Origin of the sequence: Micromonospora sp. NPDC049047 (assembly GCF_040649135.1) — a bacterium.
Classification (GTDB): Bacteria; Actinomycetota; Actinomycetes; order Mycobacteriales; family Micromonosporaceae; genus Micromonospora.
On record NZ_JBEZEY010000005.1, the window covers coordinates 103211 to 127006 of the forward strand.

At 72.7% G+C, this 23796-nt stretch carries 16 protein-coding genes; 14 read left to right on the forward strand and 2 right to left on the reverse strand.

Annotated features, from left to right (window positions below):
* The first annotated feature begins 105 nt into the window (after nucleotides 1–105).
* The 8 genes from AB0B86_RS10390 to AB0B86_RS10425 all read left to right on the forward strand — a co-directional run bounded on the left by AB0B86_RS10390 (nucleotide 106) and on the right by AB0B86_RS10425 (nucleotide 15130).
* A complete protein-coding gene (locus AB0B86_RS10390) occupies nucleotides 106–531 on the forward strand; it encodes a hypothetical protein (RefSeq protein ID WP_357402184.1) in 426 nt (141 codons plus the stop codon).
* Between the two features lie 546 nt (nucleotides 532–1077).
* A complete protein-coding gene (locus tag AB0B86_RS10395; RefSeq protein ID WP_357417357.1) occupies nucleotides 1078–3945 on the forward strand; it encodes an AAA family ATPase in 2868 nt (955 codons plus the stop codon).
* A gap of 139 nt (nucleotides 3946–4084) precedes the next feature.
* Nucleotides 4085–5122 (forward strand): hypothetical protein, encoded by a 1038-nt coding sequence (locus AB0B86_RS10400; RefSeq protein ID WP_357402180.1) that lies wholly within the window; start codon nucleotides 4085–4087, stop codon nucleotides 5120–5122.
* A gap of 176 nt (nucleotides 5123–5298) precedes the next feature.
* Nucleotides 5299–7575 (forward strand): TOMM precursor leader peptide-binding protein, encoded by a 2277-nt coding sequence (locus AB0B86_RS10405; protein ID WP_357417360.1) that lies wholly within the window; start codon nucleotides 5299–5301, stop codon nucleotides 7573–7575.
* A gap of 51 nt (nucleotides 7576–7626) precedes the next feature.
* Nucleotides 7627–9090 (forward strand): SagB family peptide dehydrogenase, encoded by a 1464-nt coding sequence (locus AB0B86_RS10410; RefSeq protein WP_357402176.1) that lies wholly within the window; start codon nucleotides 7627–7629, stop codon nucleotides 9088–9090.
* Nucleotides 9087–9896 (forward strand): hypothetical protein, encoded by an 810-nt coding sequence (locus AB0B86_RS10415; RefSeq protein ID WP_357402174.1) that lies wholly within the window; start codon nucleotides 9087–9089, stop codon nucleotides 9894–9896. The genes AB0B86_RS10410 and AB0B86_RS10415 overlap by 4 nt, the downstream gene beginning before the upstream one ends.
* A complete protein-coding gene (locus tag AB0B86_RS10420) occupies nucleotides 9893–12073 on the forward strand; it encodes an NHLP family bacteriocin export ABC transporter peptidase/permease/ATPase subunit (RefSeq protein ID WP_357417363.1) in 2181 nt (726 codons plus the stop codon). Before AB0B86_RS10415 ends, AB0B86_RS10420 begins: the two co-directional genes overlap by 4 nt.
* Nucleotides 12074–12097: 24 nt before the next feature.
* Complete coding sequence (locus AB0B86_RS10425) at nucleotides 12098–15130, forward strand: ATP-binding cassette domain-containing protein (protein WP_357417365.1); 3033 nt, start codon at nucleotides 12098–12100, stop codon at nucleotides 15128–15130.
* An 8-nt stretch (nucleotides 15131–15138) separates the two neighbouring features.
* On the opposite strand, the gene AB0B86_RS10430 is transcribed toward AB0B86_RS10425, so the two are convergent.
* A complete protein-coding gene (locus tag AB0B86_RS10430) occupies nucleotides 15139–15885 on the reverse strand; it encodes a MerR family transcriptional regulator (RefSeq protein ID WP_357402168.1) in 747 nt (248 codons plus the stop codon).
* 357 nt (nucleotides 15886–16242) lie between these two features.
* Here AB0B86_RS10430 and AB0B86_RS10435 point away from each other — a divergent pair, with 357 nt between their 5' ends.
* The 5 genes from AB0B86_RS10435 (at nucleotide 16243) to AB0B86_RS10455 (ending at nucleotide 21843) form a co-directional block, all read left to right on the forward strand.
* Nucleotides 16243–16605 (forward strand): hypothetical protein, encoded by a 363-nt coding sequence (locus AB0B86_RS10435; protein ID WP_357402166.1) that lies wholly within the window; start codon nucleotides 16243–16245, stop codon nucleotides 16603–16605.
* 148 nt (nucleotides 16606–16753) lie between these two features.
* Nucleotides 16754–17128 carry a hypothetical protein gene (locus tag AB0B86_RS10440; protein ID WP_357402164.1) on the forward strand — a complete coding sequence of 125 codons (375 nt, stop codon included), beginning with the start codon at nucleotides 16754–16756 and terminating at the stop codon, nucleotides 17126–17128.
* A gap of 27 nt (nucleotides 17129–17155) precedes the next feature.
* On the forward strand, nucleotides 17156–18322 hold the full coding sequence (locus AB0B86_RS10445; RefSeq protein WP_357417368.1) for a YcaO-like family protein: 1167 nt from the start codon (nucleotides 17156–17158) through the stop codon (nucleotides 18320–18322).
* Nucleotides 18315–19712: a TfuA-like protein gene (locus tag AB0B86_RS10450; protein ID WP_357402160.1), complete on the forward strand. Its 1398-nt coding sequence runs from the start codon at nucleotides 18315–18317 to the stop codon at nucleotides 19710–19712. The genes AB0B86_RS10445 and AB0B86_RS10450 overlap by 8 nt, the downstream gene beginning before the upstream one ends.
* Before the next feature lie 10 nt (nucleotides 19713–19722).
* Nucleotides 19723–21843, forward strand: a complete 2121-nt coding sequence (locus tag AB0B86_RS10455) for a radical SAM protein (RefSeq protein ID WP_357402158.1) — start codon at nucleotides 19723–19725, stop codon at nucleotides 21841–21843.
* A gap of 44 nt (nucleotides 21844–21887) precedes the next feature.
* On the opposite strand, the gene AB0B86_RS10460 is transcribed toward AB0B86_RS10455, so the two are convergent.
* Nucleotides 21888–23039 (reverse strand): PEP/pyruvate-binding domain-containing protein, encoded by a 1152-nt coding sequence (locus tag AB0B86_RS10460; RefSeq protein ID WP_357402156.1) that lies wholly within the window; start codon nucleotides 23037–23039, stop codon nucleotides 21888–21890.
* A 111-nt stretch (nucleotides 23040–23150) separates the two neighbouring features.
* Between AB0B86_RS10460 and AB0B86_RS10465 the strand changes: the two genes are divergently transcribed.
* Nucleotides 23151–23795, forward strand: coding sequence for a transcriptional regulator (locus tag AB0B86_RS10465; protein ID WP_357402154.1), 645 nt, complete (start codon nucleotides 23151–23153; stop codon nucleotides 23793–23795).
* The last annotated feature ends 1 nt before the right edge of the window (nucleotide 23796 follow it).

Genomic DNA, 23796 nt, shown 5'->3' on the forward strand with positions numbered 1-23796 from the left:
TGCGGAACTCTTACGCCGCGTCCTTTCCGGCCATCGACGTGGTCGGTCGAGGCGTCGCGCCCCGGTCACGATCGCGGGGAAGTCCGGTCTCGCTACGCTTCACCGATGGCTCGTCTGCCAGCGACGTGGTGTGTGCCGGTCGTTCGTGCGGACTTCCGCGACGATGGTGGGTGGGAGCGGCTCAAGGACGAGATCGTCAGCCCCACGGACGAGGGCTTCCTGGCCCGTGTCGAGTTCGTCGAGGACCGTGAGCTGGTCGGTCTCGACGGTGCTGCCATCGCGGCCGGCTACCCCCGCGCCTACCCGCATCGGTACCGACACCCGGTGGTGTTCGTCGTCGACGCTGTCACCGTCTCGCTGCCGGAGCATCCGCTGCTCGTCATCAATCTGAACGACGGCGACGGGTCGGGTCCGTTCAGGACACCGCCCCGCCAGGTCCAGGCGATCGAGAACAACCTGTCGATCGCGAACATGGACTTTTTCGAGTTCGCCCGGGCGGCCGGCCCGGACGGTGTCTTTCGAGGCTTCTGAGCGCGGTGCCGGTACGGCGGTGAGCGGCCCGCCGACCAGCGCGGCCGCACGTCGAGTCCGGAGTCCAGCGTGGCCGGCGACCGGATCATCGCCACCGGGACGTCGCTGGTCTTCCCGAGACACCGGCCGGATTTCTCGCTATTTGAGATAGTCGCTGTGATTGTTTCGTATAGGCGCTGATGACTGTGCTGATATCAGGGAAGGTTCGATCTGGCAATCAGCCGGGTGTCCCGGCCCCGGCAGCGCAAGGGTGTCGTCCACTGTTCATGTCGCCACCAAACACCGACCCTGCGGTGTGCGCCAAATCGACTGATGGTGTCTCGGCCCACTGCCTGCGGGGTGATTTAATGGGTTTCAGGGATATCGTTCCACGCTTCGGGTGACCGGTCCCTTTCAACGGATTGTGACTTGCTGTGGGCACTTCTCTGGTCCCGATTTCGGATGCCGACAGGAGCTGACCACATCCGGATATTCGACATTCGCCGATGCTTCGGTATAGTGCGTTCAATCCTCTTTGAGCGCGCCGGAAAGCGTCTGATCTGCGTGATGACAACTGGGCTGGAAAATGCGTCAATCGACCCACACTTCGTGGGGCGGCAAGAACAGTTGGCGCGAATCAGGAGAGCCCAGGCCACAGTGCTCGGTCGCGGCCGGCAAATGCTCTGCGAGGTGGTGGGGGAGCCGGGCACCGGCAAGACCCGGTTCGTTCACGAGGCCGTCCGGCGGTGCGTCCCCACCATTCCCTGGGCCGTCGGGACCTGCTCGCCGGACGAGCGCGGAGTTCCCTTCCACGTGTTCCGGCACGCCTTCACGGCGGGGCAGGCACCCCCGCGCGGGCTGCGGGCGCGGTCCACCGGGGAGACCTGGGCGCAATCCGCCGCCGAGGTGCCACCGGCGCCCGCGCGGGCCTCGGACGCCCGGCGGTTCCGGACCTACCAGTTGGCCCGCCGGCTGATCGGCCTGGCGGCCCGGGACGGTCTGGTGCTGGTCCTCGACGACCTGCACTGGGCGGACGCCTCCTCCACCGGGCTGATCGCCCACCTGCTGCGCTATCCGGTGCCCGCCCCGCTGCTGCTCGTGCTCGTCTACCGTCCGCGGCAGATGGCGACACCGATGCCGTTCGGCCCACCCGACCATCGCGACCACGTCGACGGGGCAGCGACGACACACGAGCGGATCGAGCTACACCCGCTCAGCCGGGCGGAGGTCGCCCTGCTGCACCCCCGCGTCGGCCCGCCGGAGGTGCGCGCCCGCTACGACCTGACCGGCGGCAACCCCGGCTACCTTGCGGCACTCCCGATCGAGAGCGCCGACACCGACCCGACCCGTACCGTGGGCGTCCGGTTGTCCGACGCGGCGGTGGCCGCGCTGCGCCGCGAGTGGAGCGGCCTGCCCGCTGTCGACCTGGCCTGCCTACGGGCCGGGGCGATCGTCGACGCGCCCTTCGGCACGGACGTGCTCGCCGAGGTCGCGCAGGTCCCGGCGTCCCTGGCGGTCGAGGCCGGCTGGCGACTGGCCCGGCTCGACCTGATCCGCCGGGTCCCCGGCACCGGCCGCTTCGCCTTCCGGCACCCGGTGCTGCGGATGGCTGTCGCCCAGGACACCGACCCGGCGTGGCAGTCGGAGGCGTGCGCGCGGGCCCTCACCGCGCTCGTCGAGCTGGGTGCGCCACCCGCGGACCGGGCCCGCTACGCGGAGCGCCTGCTCGCCCTCCCGAACGGCCGCTGGGTCGACCGCTGCGTCAACGTGCTCTGCCGGGCCGCGCAGGAGGTCCGGCGCGAGACACCGGACGTGGCCATCCGCTGGTTGCGGCTCGCGTTGCGGGCGCTGCGGCCGACGGCCGGTCCGACGCAGCGTCGCCGGGACGTGTCACTCGCGCTGGCCCAGATCACCGGTGAGGCGGGCAACCTGGCCGAGAGCAGGGCCCTGCTCCAGGAGATCGTGCCGCTGTTCCCCGCCGACCAGGAGGGACGACGGGCCCAGGCGGTGGCTCTCTGGGCACGCGTGGAACGCCTGCTCGGCAACTACGCGGAGGCGGCGGCGATCAGCCGGCGTGAGCTGGCCGCCCTGCCGGCCGGCACCGCGTTCGTTGGCGGCTACCGACTCGCCACCGAGATCGGTGCCGCCGGCATCCTGTCCGGTCGCCCCACCGTCGGGCTGCCCGACGGTCTCAGCGGCGAGCCCGGCGGCTCGGGCGCGGACCGGGCCGGCCTGCTGGCCGTCCGCAGCCTGGCCGCCGCCCACGACGGCGCCCTCGACGACGCCCGGGGCCTGCTCGACGACGGTGCCCGGATCGTCGACTCGCTGCCGGACCGGGATGTGCGGGACCACCCCGACTGCCTCACCGCGCTCGGCCTGACCGAGTTGTACCTCGAACGGCAGGCCGACGCGGCACGGCACCTCGACCGGGGGCTGACGCTGGTCCGCGCCGCGCACCGCGACGACGGCCTGTGCCAGTTGCTGCTCGGTCGCAGTCAGGTGGCCTACCACTGCGGCGAGCTGAACACCGCCATCGCATTGGCGACCGAGGCCGGCATCGTCGCGCGGCGGATCGGCAGCCATCACCTGCTGAGCTTCGCCCTGGCGTTCGAGGCGGAGGCGACGGCGTGGCGGGGCGGCCTGCGCGACGACGACCGGGCGGTGGCGCTGGCCCGCAGCGCCACCGGCATCGCCACCGACCTCGCCACCTGGTGCGGTCGTACCGCCGCGATGGCGTTGGCGAGCGCGGCGCTGCTCGCCGGTGATCCGGCGACCTGTGCCGACCTGGTGCGGTCGGCCGGCGGCGACAGCCGGCTCAGCCGGCTGCAGAGCACCCTCCGACCCCGGTGGTTCGAGCTGCTCTGCGCCGCCGCTCTGGCCGCCGGAGACACCGACGACGCCGAACGGCAGGCCCGGCTGGCGATGGCCGAGGCCGACCAGGTCGGCCTCCCCGGGCAGCGCGGCTTCGCGGAGGCGGCGTACGGCGAGGTGCTGCTCGCCCGTGGCGAGGCGTCGGTGGCGGTGCCGCACCTGGAGACCGCTGCCGATCTGTTCCGCTCCGGCGGGATGGTGTTACGGCGCAGTCTGGCGCTGGCCTCGCTGGCTCGGGCGGCCGAAGCCGCGGACCAGACCGGGGTGGCGGCGCGGGCCCGCCGCCGCGCGCTGGAGCTGGCCGGGTGGTGCGGGACGGAGCGGGTCGCCCTGCGGCTGGCCCGCCCGGTCGGCCCGCGCGAGGTGGCCGCCCTCACCGACCGGGAGTGGCACATCGCGCGCTTGGCGGCGACCGGGGCCACCAGCCGACTGATCGGGCGGCAGCTGAACATCAGCCCCCGCACAGTGGAGGCGCACCTGACCCGCATCTACCGAAAGGCGGGCGTCGCCTCGCGGTCGGCTCTGGTCGCCTGGGTCGCCCGCCTCGACGACACCGATCGGTGACCGCGACCCCGGCCCGATGACACCGTTTCGTGCAACGTCGACAGGCCGGGCAGCACGAGGCCGCGCCGCCACCGTCGTGGCGCGACAGCCGCTCACATACTCGACTGCATCGGACGCGAATCCCGTGCACCGGTGGTGGATGGAGGACGAGATGCTGGGCAATGGATCCGTCAGCGGCCCGCGTACCCTCACCGCGCCGGTGCCGGCGACGCGGATCGCCGCCGCCACGGTGGCGCTTGTCGTGTTGGCCGGCTGTGGTGGCGAGCCGGTGGACGCGGCCACCCCTGCCCCCGCGGATCCGGCGACCTTCGGTCGGGACCGGGCCGCGCTGGTGCTCACCGCCTTCGACCAGGCCGACTCGGCGGCCTCGGTGGCCGGTGACGTCGAGGTGCTGCGGACCCAGGAGGTGCCGCCGTCGCTCGACCTCAGCATCGCCGCGGTACGCCGGGCCGCCTACAACCAACGGACGCAGCCGTCCTTCCAGCACATCAACCCGGTATTCGCGGTGCCGCCCGGCGACCCGGCCTGCTTCCTCGTCACTGCCACCCTCCGGCTGACCGGCTCGGAGCTGGCACCCACCGACATCAGCCAGTTCGTGCGCGGCGCCGACGGCCAGTGGAAACTCAGCCACAACGTGCAGGTCACCCAACCCTCACTGGTGGTCGCCCGGAGCCTCGACGGCCGGCCGGCCACGGCGGGCGGCGGTGCCCTGGACGAGACCAGCCGCCGGGCTCTCGCCGCCGAGGTGTTCGCCCGCAGCACCGGGTCCAGTACCGGCAACCGGTCCCTCGTCGCGTCGAGCCCGCTGCTCGACGGCCAGTTCGCCGGCGGCTGGGAGGTCTACGGGCAACAACTCGCCGGTGCCGGCGCGGCGGTGCGGCGGACCATGGACCGGGCGGAGTGGTCGGACTGCGCGGTGACGGTGCCGACCGGCACGCTCACCTTCCTGACGATCCACGCCACCGACACACTGCGTCCCGCGCCCGGCGGCCCAGCGACCGTCCAGATGGTGCCGCAGAGCCCGGACCTGATCGCCACCGGTCAGCGCACCGCGGTCAGCGGCAAGTCGATCCGGGTCACCCGGGTGGAGACCTTCGCGCTGCTCGTGCCGGCGCAGGCCGCCGGCACGTCGGTGCTGGGTCTCAACGACACAGCGCTGACCGTCACCGTCGGCTGACCGGCCAGCGCCGCGTCGCTCGACGCCTCGGCGGGCGCGGTCGGCGAGCGGCCACGACGCCGGCGGCGGCAGAAACCTGTGGCATCCCTCGGATCGGACGCCCGGGACCGCGACGATGGCAGCAGCCGTGATCGCCGGCGGCGTCGGCCGTCCGGTCACCAGGCTCGGGAGGAACCATGTGGCGTCCGCGCTTCCGATCGGACTACCTGCCGGTGCGGCTGCCCGACGGTCCGCTGGTGGTGCTGGGGGAGACCCGCAGCCTGCTCATCGACGACCCGGTCGCGGCGGATCTGGCCGACCAGCTCGACGGTGCCGCGCCGCTTGCCGACGTGGTGGTTCGGCTGGCCACCCGGCACCCGGTCGCCGCCGTCGCCGCCGCCCTCGCCCGGCTGCGTGACCACGGCCTGCTGGTGTCCGGCCCGGCGCACACCTCGCCGGCCGAGGCCGCCGGCTGGGACGCCCGGGGTGTCCCGCCCGAGGCCGGCCAGCGGTGGATGGCCGGAGGCGCGGTCACCATCGTGGACCTCGGCGCGCCCCGGGTGGCCGAGACCGCCGACGCGCTGCGCACCCTCGGGCTGGCCGTGACGGTGATCGGACCGGACCCGGCGGAACCCGACCCGGGCACCGCCCAGGTGCTGGTGTTGCCGGAGTCGATGCTCGACCCCCGGCTGGCCCTGACCAACGACCGTCAACTGGCCGCCGGTCGGGCGTGGACGCTGGCCCGGCCACACGGCAACGTCGTCTTCCTCGGCCCGCACCTGGTGCCGGGCCGCACCGGCTGCTGGGCCTGCCTTCGGCAACGGTGGCAGGAGAACGAACAGGTGAACGCCTTCCTCGACGGGCAACAACTGCCCGGCGCGCTGCCGCAGCCCGGCCGCGCGGTGCTGCCCGGACTGGCCACCATGGCCGCCGGGCTGCTCGCCGCCGAACTCGCCGTGCTTGCCGTCCGGGGTGCGTCACCCCGCCTCACCGGCCGGATGGTCGCCCTGGACACCCGGGATCTGAGCACGGAGAGCCACCAGCTGGTACGCCAACCGCAGTGCCCCGCCTGCGGCGACCCGGACCTGGTCGGCAAGGCCGAGCCCCGGATCGACCTGCCCCCGAGCGGCGCCCAGCCCAGTCGGGGCGGGGAATCCCGTACCCGGGAACCCGCCGAGGCGTACGCCGCGCTCGCCCACCACGTCAGCCGGTATCTGGGCGTGGTGAGTCGGCTGACCCCGCTGGAGGCGACCGACAACGGCGTCACCCACACGTACTCGGCCGGGCACAACTTCGCCCAGCCCCGCCAGCTCGCCGCGTTGCGCCGCAATCTGCGCGGACAGAGCGGCGGCAAGGGCCGGACCGACCTGCAGGCCCGGATGAGCGCGGTCGGGGAGGCGGTGGAGCGCTACTGCGGGGTGTGGCGCGCTGATCGCCCGGTGCACCGGGCCACCTACCGGCAACTCGGCCCGGACCGCGCGGTGCACCTGCGGGAGCTGCTGCTGTTCTCGGAGGGCCAGTACGCCGACCGGGATCGGCTCAACCGGGACCTGGGTCACCTGCACCGCGTTCCCCGCCCACTGCCCGACGAGGTGGAGCTGGACTGGACAACGGGCTGGTCGCTGACCCGCCAGACACCACGCGAGCTGCCCGCCGCGCACTGCTGGTACGGGCACCCGGAGCTGACCGGGCTGGGGGTGTGCTCGGCCGACTCGAACGGCTGCGCGGCCGGCGGCAACCAGTCCGAGGCGATCGTGCAGGGCTTCTGCGAACTCGTGGAGCGGGACAGCGTGGCCCTGTGGTGGTACCACCGCTCCCGGATGCCGGGGGTGGACCTCGCCTCGTTCGCCGACCCGTGGACCGCCGCCTGCGTGGACCACCACGCCACCGCCCTCGGCCGTGAACTGTGGGCCCTCGACCTGACCGCCGACCTCGGCGTACCCGCGTTCGCGGCGGTGTCCCGGCGGCTCGGTGCGGGGCCGGAGGACGTGCTTGTCGGCTTCGGCGCGCACCTGGACGCGCGGGTCGCGTTGACCCGGGCGCTCACCGAGGTGAACCAGTTCCTGCCCGCCGTGGCCAAAGGGGCGTCGGCCGGCAACCGGCACGGCGGCGACGACCCGGACACGGCCCGCTGGTTCGGCACGGTGCGGGTGGCCGACCAGCCCTGGCTGACCCCGGATCCCACCCGGCCACCGACCACCGTCGCGGACCACCCGCCGCTCACCACCGGCGACGTCGGTGACGACGTGCGGTGGTGCGTACGCCGGGCGGAGCGGGCCGGGTTGGAGGTGATCGTCGTCGACCAGTCCCGTCCGGACGTCGAGCTGGCGGTGGTGAAGGTGGTCGTGCCGGGCCTGCGGCACTTCTGGCGCCGGCTCGGTCCGGGCCGACTGTGGGACGTGCCGGCCCGCCTCGGCCGGGGCCCGCTGGCCGGCGACGAGACGTCGGCCAACCCGCTGAACGTCTTCTTCTAGTGGGGGTGCGCGGATGACAAGCGTGGTGGACCCGGTCGGTAGGCGGTCGTCGTGAGCGGGGCCGTCGGCGGTCCGCCGGTACAGGAGTCGTACCGGCTGCGCCGTGACGCGGAACTGCGCCTCGGTGAGGACGGCTCGCTGACCCTGCGGCAGACCCGCTTCCAGCTCACCCTCGAACAACCGGGGATGGGCCGGCGGGCGCTGCTGCTGCGGCTCGCCGCCGACTGGGTGAACGACGTCGAGGTCGGCCGGTTGATCAGCGGGCTGGAGGGGGAGAGCCGGGTGCTGCCCGCGCAGTTGCTGCTGCGTCGGTTGCTCGCCCACTCCTGGTTGGAGCGCCGGGTCCAGGTCGACGACCGGGCGCTGCTCGACCTGGTGCCCACCGGCCTGGGTCGGGGCAGCCTGCCGGAGAGCCGCCTGCACACCCCCGGGGTCCGCTACCGGCTCTCCCGCTTCGCCACCCTCCAGCACGAACAGGGCCTGCTGATGGCCGCGTCGCCGCTGAGTACCCTCGCGGTGGGCTGCGCCGACGCCGCCGTCGGCGCGGTGCTGGCCGCCGCCGTGCCGGGCGTCGACCCCGACGCGGTGGCCCGCACGCTCGGCGTGTCGCCGGCAGCCGCCGGCCGGGTGCTCGACGAGTTGGCCACCGCCCGGATCCTGGTCACCGACGCCGAGTTCACCGCAGAGTGCGACGACGCGCCGCTTGCCTACTGGTCACCTGAGGAGTTGCGGCTGCACCACCGCTCCCGGGCAGGTCGGCACGCGCTGCCGGTCGGCGGCACGTACCGGATGCGGGAGCGCTTCGCCCCGCAACCGCTGCGCCGCCCGTACGACGGGGGGCGGGCTGTCGAGTTGCCGCTGCCCGACCTGGCGACGATCGCCAAGGCCGACCCCGCGTTCGGTCAGGTCGTCGCGGACCGCCGCAGCGTGCGCGACCACGACGACGCGGCACCGCTGCCCCTGGACCGGCTCGCGGAATTCCTGTACCGGTCGCAGCACACGAGCGTCGTCGGCGAGGCCGGCGGGCAGGAGATCGGTCACCGTCCCTACCCGGGCGGCGGCGGGGTCTACGAGTTGGAGATCTACCCACTTGTCGCGCGCTGCGCCGGGCTCGACCCCGGGCTCTACCACTACGACGCGGTCGGACACCGGCTGGAGCCGGTCGCCGGGTGGGGACCGGCTGCGGACCGGCTGTTGGCGTACGCCCGGGCCGCCGGCGCCCTGCCCCGGCCGCCGCAGACGGTCCTGGTGGTCACCGCCCGGGTCCAGCGGCTGATGTGGAAGTACGAAGGGATGAGCTACGCAATGATTCTCAAGGACGCGGGTGTGTTGACCCAGCAGATGTATCTCGTCGCCACCGCCATGGGGTTGGCGCCCTGCGCCCTCGGCGCCGGGGACTCCCAGGCCTTCGCCGAGTTGTCCGGCCTCGACCCGCTCGTCGAGCCGAGCGTGGCCGACTTCCTGCTCGGCTCGCGGCGGGACACCGGCCCCATCGGGGCGGGGGGCCGACAGTGAAGTTCCGGCGGCAGGCGTTACGCCAGTTGGAGGCGCCCGAGCAACTGGACCGGGCGGTCCGGCTGACCACTGTGCCGAACTGGCTGGCCACCACCGCGCTGGTGATCGTCGTGGTCGCGGCGGGTGTCTGGTCGGTGCGTACGGTGGTGCCCCGGACCGTCGAGGCGGCCGGGGTGCTGATCCACTCGAACGGGATCTCCGCTCTCGACGCGCTCGACAGCGGCCAGGTCACCAAGGTGTGGGCGGCACCGCACCAGCGGGTGCCGAAGGGCACCCCTCTCTACAGCCTGCGTACATCGGACGGCAAGGTGCGGGTGGAGACCGCGCCGGGGGACGCGTACGTGGTCGCCTGGCTGGTCTCCGAAGGTGAGATCGTCACCCCGGGCACACACCTGGCCGACCTGGAACGGCTCGACACCGCCGGGGACGCGTTGCAGGCCGTGGTCTACGCCCCGGCCGTCGCCGCGCCGCTGCTGCAACCCGGGGTGCCCGTCGAGGTGGCCGCCGCGGCCGCTCCGCGCAACGTGTTCGGCACCCTGGCCGGCCAGGTGACCACCGTCGGCGCGTTCCCGGAGACCGAGGCCTCACTGCGCGCCTTCCTGGGCACCGGGCCGGACGTCCGGCGGCTGCTCGCCAGCGGCAGCGTGGTCCGGGTGACGGTGGCCCTGGCGCCCGACCCGGCGGCTCCGGGCGGCCTGCGCTGGACCAAGTCCCCGCCGCCGTTCCAGCTCAACTCGGCAAGTGAGGTGACCGCCTGGTTCACTGTGGACCGGGAGCACCCGATCGACTGGTTGCTGCGCCGATGAGCGCGCCGAGCACCACGGGCGGCACCCCGGAACTGCCCAGGATCCGGCGTCGGCGGGTCCGTACGCCCACCCTGATCCAGATGGAGGCGGTGGAGTGCGGTGCCGCCGCGCTGGGAATCCTGCTCGCGCACTACGGTCGGCACGTGCCCCTGGAGGAGCTGCGGCGGGTCTGCGGCGTCAGCCGGGACGGCTCCACAGCGGCCACGGTGCTCAAGGGCGCCCGCCGGTACGGGATGGTGGCCAAGGGTTTCCAGATGGACCTGGCCGGCCTGGCCACGGTGGCGCTGCCGGCGGTGCTGTTCTGGCGGTTCGAGCACTTCGTGGTGTTGGAGGGGCTCGGCCGTAAGGTCTTCGTCAACGATCCGGCCACCGGCCCCCGGGCGGTGACGTGGGAGGAGTTCGACGGCGCCTTCACCGGCATCGTGCTCACCATGGAGCCCGGCCCGGAGTTCCGGCCCGGCGGCACCCGTTACCGGCTGGTGCGGGCGCTGGCCGAGCGGTGGCGCGGCCCGGGCTCGGCGATCGCGCAGATGCTGCTGCTCGGCCTGCTGATCGCCGTGGTCGGTCTGACCATTCCGGTGATGGCGAAGGTCTTCGTCGACCGGGTGCTGTTGCAGGAGGACCGGGCCGCGTTCGCCGGCCTGGTGGCGGCGGTGGCGGTGGCCACCGTGCTGACCTTCCTGGCCAGCCTGCTCCAGCAACGACTTACCGTACGCGCGGAGACGGCGCTCGCTCTCGCCAGCGCCGCTCGGTTCTTCCGACATCTGCTGCGGCTGCCGCCGGCCTTCTTCGACCAGCGGCAGGCCGCCGACCTCGGCCAGCGGGTCCGGGGCAACGAGGTGGTCGCGGAGGTGCTCACCCGCCGGACCGCCACCACAGTGGTGGACACCGGCCTGGTGCTGGCGTACGGGGCTCTGCTCTGCCAGTACGACCTGCTGCTCGGAGTGTGCGCGGTGGTCCTCGCCGGGCTGAACGTCAGCGTGCTGCGTTATGTCGCCTCGACCCGGTCGACAGCCGTCGCCGGCCTGCAGGCGGACCGCAGCAAGCTGGTGACCACCGTGTACACCACGGTGCAGATGATCGAGACGGTGAAGGCCGGCGGCGAGGAGGAACGGGCGGTGGCCCGGTTCGCGGCCCGCCACGCCACCGTCGCCACCCGTCAGCAGCGGCTGGGGGTACCCACCGCGGTGCTCTCGGTGCTGCCGGCGCTTCTCGCCTCGGGTACCACAGCGGTGCTGCTCGGGTTGGGCAGCCGGCAGGTCGTCGCGGAGGCGATGAGTGTCGGTGTGCTCGTCGGCATGCAGAGCCTGGCCGCCGCGATGAACCGCCCGCTCGGCAATCTGACCGCGCTGGGCTCGCGGTTGCAGGATATGAGCGCTGACCTCAACCGGCTGCGCGACGTGGAGCGGTACCCATTGCCACCGGACCCGGACCGACCAACCCGTGCGTTGACGCCGATGGAGGGACACCTGCGCCTCGAGGAGGTCACGTTCGGCTACAACCCGCTGGGCCGTCCGCTGCTGGAGAACTTCAGCCTGGACCTGCCGCCCGGAGCGCGGGTGGCGCTTGTCGGCCGGTCGGGCAGTGGCAAGTCGACTGTCGGCCGGCTGGTTGCCGGTCTGTACCAGCCCTGGACCGGACGGGTCACGGTGGACGGTCAGGAGCGGGCGGCGGCCGACGACGGGCTCTGGGCGGCCACCGTCGCGATGGTGGACCAGGACCAACGGCTGTTCGAGGGGACGGTCCGGGACAACGTCACAATGTGGGACCTGACGGTCGCGGACGAGGACGTGGTCGGCGCGCTCACCGACGCCTGCCTCTACGACGAGGTCGCGGCCCGTCCGGGTGGCCTGGGCAGCCCGGTACGGGAGAACGCCCGCAACTTCTCCGGCGGCCAGCGACAGCGGCTGGAGATCGCCCGAGCGCTGGTGCGCAACCCGCGGGTGCTGGTGTTGGACGAAGCCACGAGCGCGTTGGACGCCGAGACCGAACGTCGGATCGATCTGCACCTGCGCCGTCGAGGGGCGACCTGCCTGATCGTGGCCCACCGGCTGTCCACGGTCCGCGACTGCGACCTGATCGTCGTACTGGACGGCGGTCGGGAGGTCGAGCGCGGCACCCATGAGCAACTGGTCGCCCGGGACGGGGCGTACGCGCGCCTGGTCCGAGATCACTGACCACGACGATCCGAGGAGACGCTGATGAGTGGCGCGGTGCAGGACTTCCCGGCCGGCAGCCTGCTCGGCTTCTGCGGGGACGGCGTACGTGAGGTCTGCCGGCTGGACGGTCCGGTGGCCGGCTGGCTGGTGACCGGGGGCGCGGCCGACCTGTTCGCGGTGCGCCGGGCCGGGCTGAGCCCTTCGCGTCGGCACCATGTGGCCCGGCTGCCCACCGGTGGGCTGGTGCCGACGTCCACCGCGATCGGTGCGTGGCAGCTGATCCTCGTGCCGCTGCCCGGCACCGAGCTGCGTGGGTTGTCCCGGCGGCACCTGTCCCTGCTGGAGCGGCACGCGCAGCTCGGTCGGGTGGCGGACGAGGGGGCGTTGCTGCGGGCGCGGACCGCCGCGACGGAGCTGGTCGCGGCGGTGGACCTGGTGTTGGTCACGGTCGCCGACGCGCTGCGCCGGGGGCAGGCGCCCCGGGAGGCGTCCACCCTGTGTGGGCGCGAGATCGTTTCGCTGGCGCAGGGGAGCGCCCTCACCTCCACCGGCGGCGCCTGGTGGCTGCGCAGCGCCGGCGGGCAGCTGCGCCGCAACGACGGCGGCCCGGCGGAGATGTCGGGGGAGCGGGAGCTGCTGCTGGTCACCGAGCGGGACTGGGTGGTGGCCGAGTCGGCGTGCGCGGTGGAGAGCCACGGCAGCTGGGACCTGCTGGTGAGCGGTCAGCTCCGGTCGGCCGTCGACCAGCACGTGGCCCGGCTGTTGCGGATGGTGGAGACCCGGATCGAGGAGGCCGACGCGGCCCTGCTGAGTGCCGTGCGGCGGCGCCGACAGACCGACGCGGCGGTGCTCGCCGCGGCGGCCCGCCGGTCCATCGGGGTGATCGGCGCGGGTGGCGCGGTGCCGGTCCCGGACACCGAGGCCGGCTTCGACAGGTACGGGCGGGCGGCCTCGGTGCTCCGGGTGGTCACCGCCGGGATGGACACCCCGATCAACGAGCCGGCCGACCGCAGCCGCGCGCCGCTCGACGACCGGGCGGCGGTGCACGCGGTGACCCGGGCGTCCAGCCTGTTCCTCCGTGCGGTGCGGTTGCCGGACCGGTGGTGGCGGCGGGACCTGGGTCCGCTGGTGGGGTGGCGGGAGGGCGACGACCCGGAGCGTCAGGTCGCGGTGCCGCTGCTGTTCCGCCGGGGCCGTTACCACCACGTCGACCCGGACACCCGGGCGTACGCCCCGATCGACGCGACGGTGGCCGCGACGTTCGCCGCCGAGGCGACCGAGGTGCAGGCGCCGCTGCCGCCGACCGCGCGGATGCGCCACCTGGTGCGGGCCGGGCTGGTCGGTGCGGCCCGGGACGTCCGGGGTCTGCTGATCGCCGCCACCTGCGTGGCGCTGCTGGGCCTCGGTGTGCCGCTGGCCACCGGCGAGGTGCTCGGCCAGCTGGCCCGGCAGGGCGAGGTGACGGGCCTCGTCGGCTTCGTCGCGCTGATGCTCAGCGCGGCGGTGGTGGCGGGTCTGGTCGGCGTGGTGCAGAACCTGCGGCTGCTGCGGTTGGACGGCCGATTGCAGTCCGGCGCGCAGTTGGCGATCTGGGACCGGCTCATGCGGCTGCCGGCCCGGTTCTTCACCGGCCGCAGCAGCGGTGAGATCGCCAACTCGATGTTGGGCATCTCGTTCGTCGGTGAGGCGTTGAGCGCGCTGCTGCCACAACTCGTCTCGGCCGCCGCCACTGTCGCGGTGACCCTCGGCATGCTGCTTGTGGTCGAGCCGGTGCTCGGTCTGTGGGGCGCGGGGATCGTCGTTGTCACCATGCTGACCTTCGGCGGGTTCGCCGTCCTGATCGTCCGGCAGCAACGGTCCGCGCTGCCGGCCGAGCACCGGGCGGCGGCGATGACCAACCAACTGCTCGGCGGCATCGTGAAGATCAAACTGGCTGCCGCCGAGACCCGGGCGCACGCGCGCTGGTCGGAGGTGGCCGCGGCGGCCCGCGCATCGCTGCAACGGGTCCGGCAGAGTCAGGCGGGCCTTGTCGCCTTCGGCACAGTGCTGCCGGTCGCCGGTCAACTGGTCCTGTTCGCCGTACTGATGGGACCGCTCGCCGGGCGGGTCGCGCCGGCCGACTTCTTCATTCTCAACGTCGGCTTCGCGATGCTGCTCGGCGCGCTGCTGGTGCTGGTGTCGGCCGGGGTCGAGGTGATCGCGGCGGTGCCCCGGCTGGGCAACCTGCGGGAGATCCTGCGTGCCGAACCGGAGGCCCGTCCGGACCGGGTGGACCCGGGCGAGCTGCGCGGCGAGGTCGCGCTGCACCGGCTCACCTTCGCCTACCAGCCGGACGAGCCGCCGGTGCTCGTCGACATCGACCTGCACGTGCGCCCGGGGGAGTTCGTCGCCATCGTCGGACCGAGTGGCTGCGGCAAGTCCACCCTGCTGCGGTTGCTGCTCGGCTTCGAACGCCAGCAGCAGGGCGCGGTGCTCTACGACGGCCAGGATCTCTCCGAACTCGACGTCCACGCGGTCCGCCGGCAGTGCGGTGTGGTCCTGCAGGATGGCCAGCTCTTCGCCGGCTCGGTACGGGACAACATCTGTGGCGCCGGCAGCTACCCCCTGGACCAGGTCTGGGAGGCGGCCCGGATGGCCGGCCTCGCCGACGACCTGGAGGCGCTGCCGATGGGGATGAGCACGATGGTGCCGTTCGGCGGCGGCACGCTCTCCGTCGGGCAGCGGCAGCGGGTGCTGATCGCCCGCGCGCTGGCCCCCCTGCCCCGGATCATCTTCCTCGACGAGGCGACGAGCGCGCTCGACAACCGGACCCAGGAGGTGGTCAGCCGGAGCACAGCGGCCCTGGCGGCGACCCGGGTGGTCATCGCCCACCGGTTGTCCACGGTCCGGGCGGCGGACACCATAGTGGTCCTCGAAGCGGGGCGGATCGTCCAGCGGGGCACCTTCGACGAGTTGATGGACGACCCGGACGGGCTGTTCCACAGGTTGGCGCGGCGGCAGCTGCTCACCGAACCGGACCGGTCGGACGCCGAGGTGGAGAGCCGGCAGGCGGACGGGCAGCCCGCGCCGGGCTGAGGGGTCGATCAGCCGTTGTCGATGACAGTGCTGTCCTCCAGGCACACGTCCGCGTCGAGGTGGTTCTCCAGCAGCTCGGCGACGTGCGCCTCGGACTGGTTCTCCACGGCGAGCCGGAACGCCTCGGTGAGCACGTTCACCACGCCCTGGGTGAGCAGCAGGGTCTCCCGGTCGAGATCGGCCCAGGACGACCGGGCGCTGCCGCGGACCAGCTCCGGCGCGAGGGTGAGCAGCCGGGCGGTGATGGCGGCGACCAGTTCGTCGGCCACCGGCCGGAGGCTGTCCAGCACCTCACTGAGGGTCTGCAGAGCCGGCACCGTGCCCACGCGTACCCGATGCAGGTCGAGGGCGGCGCGCAGCGGGCGTGGTCGGACCGTGCGGACGGTGCCGTCGGTGGTCCGGCCGATCACCCCGTGCCGGGTCAGCGCGTGGGCAAGCGCCGGACGGTCGGCGGTCAGACGTTGCAGCATCGCGGTCAGCCCGTCGGGCGCGTCGTCGCTGGCCCGGACCCCGAGCATCGCCTCGATGGAGACCAGGTTGAAGCCCTGCCGTTGCAGGGCGAGGATCGCGTCCAGCCGGCGGACGTGCGAGTCGTCGTAGAGCGCGGCCCGCCCGCGCCGCACCGGCGGGGGCAGCAGGCGTCGGGCCTGGTGGGCTCGGATGTTGCGCGGTGACATCCCGACCTTGCGGGCGAGTTCCTCCACGCTGTACCCGGCCGGGCCGCCGGGCGTCGTCGTCACCTCGTCGATGGTCACGGTGGCCTCCGGCAGCACTCGGTGACGGAACTCGGCTCCCCGTCGAACCGCTGTCACTCCTTGGCGGTCCGCCGATCGCAGCCTAGGTGCGCACACCCGGGGAATGACAGGCGAGGAATTACTACTTGTCCACAGTGGTGCCTCTCATTAGAATTGTTCGCCCGCCGCCAGCCGGTGATTCTCAATTACCCGGCTTTCGCCGCAGCGCGACCCTTTCGCGGCCACATTCGATGAAATCGCCGCGCGGTGGGCGGACCGGATCCACAGGTGGCCCACGATGAAGCGAAACCGGCGGCCCGGAACCTCCCGCGCTGCCTGTCGCCGCCGCCGGCGGTCGACAACCGAAGGGAGCAGGGTGTGACACCTGTCGATCGAGCGGTCTTCGTGGCCGCGTACAGCCGGCTGGTCGCCGACGTCTGGGCCGACCCGGTCAAGGAGCAGGCCCTCGATCGGAACCCGCGCGGGTTCCTCGCCGGCTACGGGCTGCACCTGCCCGAGGATGTGCAGGTCCAGGTGGTCCGGGACGTTGCCGACACCGATCCGGACCTGGAGGTGCAGATCGAGTCGTGGGAGCAGGCGGCGACAACCGGCCGGTTCGTGCTCTTCGTGCCGTCGCTGTTGCCGGTGGCCCAGGCGGAGCTGGCCGAGGACGAACTGGACAGCGTCGTCGCCGGCCTGGATCCGAGCTGCGCCTGCTGCTGCCCGTGCTGCTGCACCTGACACCGATGTCTGCCGCCCATCGGTCGGCACGGCAGATTCTGATGGCAGTAAGCCGAAACCGTTGATTGTCGAACCTCGATCTTCGTAGCGTTCTCGCCACAGCGATCGACCCCCGTCTCGCAGCGACCCCCGAGGAAAGGACCGAACGATGAGCAACGACGACCAGGAATATGGCGCGAGGTTCGTGACCAAGTACTCGGAACTGGTCACCGCGGTGTGGCGCAGTGACGAGGAACTGCAGCGCCTGCTCGCCGACCCGACCGGCTACGCGACGGCTGCCGGCCTGCCGGTCGCCTCCGGCTCCCGGGTCGAGGTCGACCGCGCCCAGCCCGCCACGCTCTACACCAAGGACCAGATCGTCGCCGACTGGGCCGGCACGCCCGGCCTGCACGTGCTGCACGTGCCCGAGGTGCCGCTCGTCGACCTCAACGAGCTGACCGAGGCCGAGCTGGAGACGGTCGCCGGCGGCGTCGCCCCGGTCGCCGACAACAACGTCAACATCATCGCCGTCCTCATCCTCTGAGTTTCCCCACCCCCGCCGGGAGCCTCGATGACTGACACGACCGAGACCATCGCCTTCCGATCCGGCACCTACCGGACGGCCACCGTGGAGCAGACCTGGACCCGGATCGCCGGCCTGCTCGACCGGTTCCGGATCACCCGGGTCGCCGACATCACCCGGCTCGACGAGATCGGCCTGCCGGTGCACGTCGCCTACCGGCCGGTCGGAGCCACCATGGCGGTGAGCGTCGGCACCGGCGCCACGGCGACGCAGGCCCGGGTCAGCGCGGTCATGGAGAGCATCGAGTCCTGGCATGCCGAGAACCTCCGGCCGGGGACCGTCGTCAGGTCCCCGGCCGAGGCGCTCGACCTGCCGTACGACGTCAGGTGGCTGCACCTGGCGGAACGGTCGCCCCTGACCTCCGCCGTCGAACTCGACTGGGTGGCCGGCCGGGGGCTGGTGACCGGAGCGCACTGCCTGGTGCCCCGCGCCACCATCGAACTCGACTTCACCGTCCGACGCGGCTGGGATCGCGCCCTGTTCACCCCCAGCAGCAACGGGCTGGCCACCGGGAACACTTTCGCCGAGGCCAGCCTGCACGCCCTGCTCGAAGTCGTCGAACGCGACTGCATCGCCCCGTACTGCACCGCACCGTTGGCCGAGCGCACCTACGCCGACCCGGGTACCGCCACCAACGCGATGACCCGCACCGTGTACGAGGCGCTGCTGCGGGCGGACTGCTGGGTGGAGGTCTGCGACATCACGAACGCGGTGGGCGTACCCTGCTACGCCGCCTCGATCTGGTCCCCGGACCTGCCTGTCACCTTCGGCGGATTCGGCTGCCACCTGGACCCGGAGATCGCCGTCGGTCGGGCCATGTCGGAGGCGGCGCAGTCGCGGCTGGTCATGGTCTCCGGAGCGCGGGACGACATCGACGCCACCGCGTACCACGACGTCGGCGCGCCGCCGGTGCCACCGCCCACCGTGGACCGGCCGGTCCGGCCGGTCCGCCGGGATCCGCCACCGGCGGGGGACGTGACCCAGGTGCTGCGCGAGCTGGCGTCGCGGGTGCAGCGGGTCACCGGCGTCGAGCCGTTCAGCGTCGACCTGACCCACGACGACATCGGCATTCCGGTGAGCAAGGTGTTCGCCCCCGGCCTGCGGATGTTCGACGAGCGGGCGCTCAGCGTCCGACCCGGGGTGCCCCGTGACTGACGTCGTCTTCATCGGTCCGAGCCTGCCGGCCGACGAGGTCGCTCGACTGCTGCCCGACGCGGTGGTGCTGCCACCAGTGGCGCACGGCGACCTGCTCCGCCTGGACGTCGACCCGGGCGACCGGGTCCTCATCATCGACGGGTTCTTCCTGCAACACCCGCCGGTCCGCCACCGGGAGATCCTGTACCTGCTCGACCGGGGAGTGACGGTGGCCGGCGCCGCCAGCATGGGCGCGCTGCGCGCCGCCGAGCTGTGGCCGTTCGGCATGCGGGGCGTGGGCGAGGTGTTCCGGCTCTACCGCGACGGGGTCGTCACCGGTGACGACGAGGTGGCCGTCGTGCACGGTCCGGCAGAGGAGGGCCACCGCGCGTTGAGCGTGCCGCTTGTGAACATCCGGGTCGCGCTGCGCCGGGCCGTCACGGCCGGCGTGCTCAGCGACGCCGAGGCCGAGCTGCTGCTGACCATCGGTCGGGACCTGCCCTTTCGGCGGCGGTCGTACCGGGCGTTGGAACGCACCGCGCCGCCCGAGGCGGCGGCAGTCGTGGACCGGTTTCTGACCTGGCACCGACGGCACCCCTTTGATGCCAAGAGCGCCGACGCCCGGCTGCTGCTGTCGATGGCGGCGGACGACGCGCCCGAGCTGTGCCCGGCGCACGCCGGCGACCAGCCGATCGACAACCTGCACACCCGCTTCCTGGACAGTTGGCGCTCGCGCTTCGCCGGCGAGGAGGTCGGCGGGCACTGGGTGAGCGACCGGGACGCCGCAGCGGTGCTGATGCTGCTGCATCCCGAGTCGGCGGCCTGGCACCGGCGCAGCGTGCTGGCCGGGCTGGCCGAGGTCGACATCGCCGACCCGACTGTCGAGCAGCGCGCCAGCGAGGTGGCCCGCCAGCGAGGGCTGACCGCTGGACCGCCGACCGGGTGGGACTGGCTGACCGTCCGGGAACGGGATCTCGGCGACCAGGAGGCGGTGCTGCGGATGCTGGTGCGGGCGTTCGGCACCACGCCGTACCGCAGCCTGGCGCTGTGGATGGTCGCGGCGCCGCTGCGTACCCCCGCGATGCTCGCCGCGGCGCGGCAGGTCGCGGCGACCGCGGCGTCGCTCAACGAGACGCTCGTCCCGCGTACGAATGGGCACCGCCGCCCAGGTGGCCGGCTGCACTTCCGCACCGAGGTCGTCGACGCGTACTTCGCGCGGCTGTGGGGCTGTGCCGTCGACGCCCTGGAAGCGGCGGTGTGGGACCGGGGCTTCGTGGACCTGGCGGCGTTCCGGTACGCCGCCGAACCGCTCGTTGCGTACGTCAAGGCGTTCGGTGCCCCGCGACTGCCGGCGGTGGCCACGTTCGCGTCGGAGGACACCCTGGCCGGCACAACGGCCGGGGTCAGCTGAGGAGGAGTCGATGAGCGGCACGGTGAAGGCGGCACTGATCTATCCCCCGCTTACCGATCCCACCTCGGGATACCACTCTCTGAACTATCTCGATTCGTACGCGCGGGCGCAGGGACACCTGCCGGCGGAGATCATCGACGCCAACATCGAGGCGTTCCACCACTCCTATACCCCCTCGGCGTCCGACTGGTTGCGGCGGGAGTTGTCCCGGGTCTCCACCGACGACCTGAGCGAGCCCGACGCGCTGATGGCCCGGGCGAACCAGCTCGGCCTGCCGGACCCCGATCCGGAGCGGCTGCGCCGGTCCGTCGCTGTGTTGCAGGACCCGACCCTGTTCTACGACTACCGGCACTACCAGGACGCCGTCGAGGGCGTGATCTCCTGGATGGACGCGCTCGGCACTGTCGGGTTCCCCGGGCAGTTCCACGCCGGCTTCCGGCTCCACCCGCCACCGATGATCTCGATCGGCTCGGTGGCCGCGCTCACCGACGAGGCGGTGCTCGCCCGGCTCAACCGCCCCTTCCTGCCGTACTACGAGGACGTGCTGATCCCGCGGCTGGCCGCAGGCGGGCACCAGGTGATCGGCATCAGCGTCACCTACCAGTGGCAGCTCCCGTTCGCGCTCTGGATCGCCCGACTCGTGCGGCGGGCCTGCCCGGACGTCTTCCTGATCACGGGTGGCACCGAGATCTCCGACGTCTGGAAGTGCGCGAGCAAACCCGAGTACGTCTTCCAGGTGCTCGCCGACTTCGACGCGATAGTGGTCGGGGAGGGGGAGAGCGCGTACACGGACATCCTGGACGCGGTGCAGACCGGCACCCTGCCGGCCGGGCACCCGAACGTCCGGCTGCACCCGAAGTACGGTCGCCTGCGGCAGTTGCCCCTGCGCTACGAACGCCTGGCGCAGGTGCCGGTACCGGACTTCTCCGGCCTGCCCTGGGACCTCTATCTCAGCCCGGAGCGGTTCGTCTACTACTCGCCGACCCGAGGCTGCTACTGGAACAAGTGCACGTTCTGCGACTACGGCCTGAACACCGACGGCCCCACCAGCCCCTGGCGGCAGGACACGGCGGACACGATGGTCGCGGACGTCACCGAGCTGTCGAAGTTCGCCAAGTTCATCTACTTCTCGGTCGACGTGCTCGCTCCGGCCACCATCCTGCGCTTCGCCGAGAAGGTCGTCGAACGCGGGCTGGACTTCCGCTGGGGTGCCGAGATCCGGCTGGAGAAGTACTGGTCGGACGAGCGTTGCGAACTGCTGCGGCGTAGCGGCTGCGTGGCCATCTCGGTCGGCTTCGAGTCCGGTAACCAGCGCATCCTCGACCTGATCGACAAGGGCACGAAGCCCGATCAGGCGCGGCGCACGATGACCGCGATGACCAAGGCCAACATCGGCGTACAGATGATGGGCTTCACCGGTTTCCCCACCGAGACCCGCGAGGAGGCGCTGGACAGCGTCAACTTCCTGCGTGACAACCCGGACCTGTGGACCCTCGGCGGGCTCGGCGACTTCATGCTCACACCGGGCGCCATCGTCGCCAAGGAACCGGAGCGGTTCGGCATCACGAACGTGCGGCCGGTCGAGGGGTCGGACATCGTGCGGATGCTGAAGTACGACGAACCGGTCACCGAGGCGGCGCAGGCCGAGGTCGCCCGGGCCAAGGCCGGCCTGAACCCCGGGCATTACCACCGCCCGTGGCTGGGTGCCACCGACACCCCGCACACGTTCTTCTACCACGACCGGTACGGCACCGAGGTGCGGAGCGTCCTCGCTCACGACCGGGTCCGCCACGACACCGACGAGCAGACCGAGTTCCTCGCCAACGGCTCCTTCGTGGACCGCGACGACGAGCAGGTCTGGCAGGCGTACCGGCGGATCCGCTCCGACGAGCAGGATGGCGTCCCCGGCGACCTGCCGGCGGACCGGCACCTGTTCCGCCGGGTCGACGGTCAGGTGTTCGCCCTCAACCGCAGCAGCCGGCTGTTCCTGGATCTCTTCAGCGCGCCGACCACCCTCGCCGAGGCGCAGCGCCAGCTCTGGATCGTCGAGCCGACCGTCGCCGACCGGGTCTGGCGGACCTTCATCGGCCAGCGGTTGATCCGCCGGCACCGGCTCCCGGCCGATCGATAGGAACCGGCGGGCACGCGGCCGACGGTCGCCAGGTCGTCGCCGGATCAGGGAGCCAGGGGTACGACCCGGCCGGTGCTCCCGTCCACCTCGACCGACGCGCCGTCGGTCAGGGCCGTCGTCGCGCCCGGGACCGCCAGGACGGCCGGGAGGCCCTGCTCGCGGGCGACGATCGCGGCGTGCGAGAGGAGACCGCCGATCTCGGTGACGACCGCGGCGACCACGCCGAACAGCGGGGTCCACGCCGGATCGGTGGTGCGACAGACGAGGACGTCACCGGGCCGGACCCGGGCGAAGTCGCCGGGGCCCCGCACCACGCGCGCCGGCCCGGTGGCGCGACCGGGGCTGCCCGGCGTGCCGGTGAGGGCCTCGCCTGCGTCGCCGCCGGCAGTGGGCGCGGGAGGGAGGGCGCTGGTGACCGGCCGCGACTGGAGGACCCAGATCCGGGACCCGGCAATCGCCCACTCGACGTCCTGCGGGCCGCCCAGCAGGTCGGCCGCCCGCCGGCCGAGCTGCGCGAGCCGGGTCAGCTCGTCATCGGTGAGACAGAACCGCTCCTGGTCGGCCGGTGCCACCTCGCTGGTGACAGTACGGTCGACCCGGGTCCGTTTCGTGCCGAGCGACCGACTGGTGATGTCGCCGCCGGAGAGCGTCCACGAGTCCGGGGTGACGTGGCCGCTGACCACGCTCGCCCCCAGCCCCCAGGACGCCTCGATCCGGATATCGTCGCCGGTGAACAACACCCCGGCGACGTCCGCGTCCACCAGGCGTTGCACAAGCACGGCGATCGACGGCGACCGCGGGTCGCCCTGCCGACGCCGATATGCCACCGCGCGCTCGGACCACAGCGACAACCAGCACCTGCGGACGGCCTCCGCCACCTGATCGGGCCCGCGCACGCCCAGGAACGTGTCGTGCTGCCCGGCCCCGGTGGCGTGGGCGGTGTCCTCGCTGGTCGCCGACGACCGCACGGCCAGGTAGCCGGCGCCGATCCGCGGCAACGCCCGAGTGATCTCGTCGATCAACTCCACGGGGAGGTCAGCGGTGGTCCCCGAAAAATCGGCGGTGGTCCCCACAAAAGCGGTGGTCGGCACCACGAACCCGGGTGGGACCGGCAGGCCCGCGCGCAGCAACCGGGCGAGGGCGGCGGCCTTGCCGCCGGACGTCACCGGTTCGGCGTCGGTCAGATCGATGAGCACCGGGCCCCCTTCAGCTGCCGGGGAGCCTACCCGGGCCGGGCGGAGGAGGTTCCGAGCCACACGCAGCGGGCCCCGTTGACGTCGGATGCCGGAATCTGAATGCTGACTGCCATGACGCATGCCTCAGCACCGGACCTGTCGGTTCTGCACTCCGTGCGGGTGGCCGGGTTGGCCAGCGACGCGGCGGTTTCCCGCCGCACCGGCATCGACCTGGACGCAGCCGCCGAGTTGCTGGGGGACTTCGAGGCGTACGGGTGGGTGACCCACGTCGAGTTCGCCGGCACCGGCGGGTGGACGCTCACCGAGCGCGGCCGTGAGCAGGACGCCCGGCGGCTCGGCGAGGAGCTGGACCGCACTGGCGCGCGGGCCACCGTCGAACAGGCCCACAAGGAGTTCGAGGCCCTCAACGGGCTACTGGTCCGGGCCTGCACCGACTGGCAGTTGCGGCCGGTCGAGGGTGACCGGCTGGCCTCGAACGACCACAGCGACCCGCAATGGGACGGCCGGGTGCTCGACGAACTCACAGCGATCGGCGCGGAGTTGACCCGGCTGATCGGCGTCCTCGTCAGCGTGCTGGGTCGCTTCGACGGGTACGCCGACCGGTTCGACGCGGCGCTCGCGCGGGCTCGCGCGGGCGACGGGCAGTGGGTGGCCGGGGTGGGAGTCGCGTCGTGCCACGCCGTGTGGATGGAGTTGCACGAGGACCTCCTGTCGACACTCGGAATCGCCAGGGGCACCGGACCGGAGAGCCGCTAGG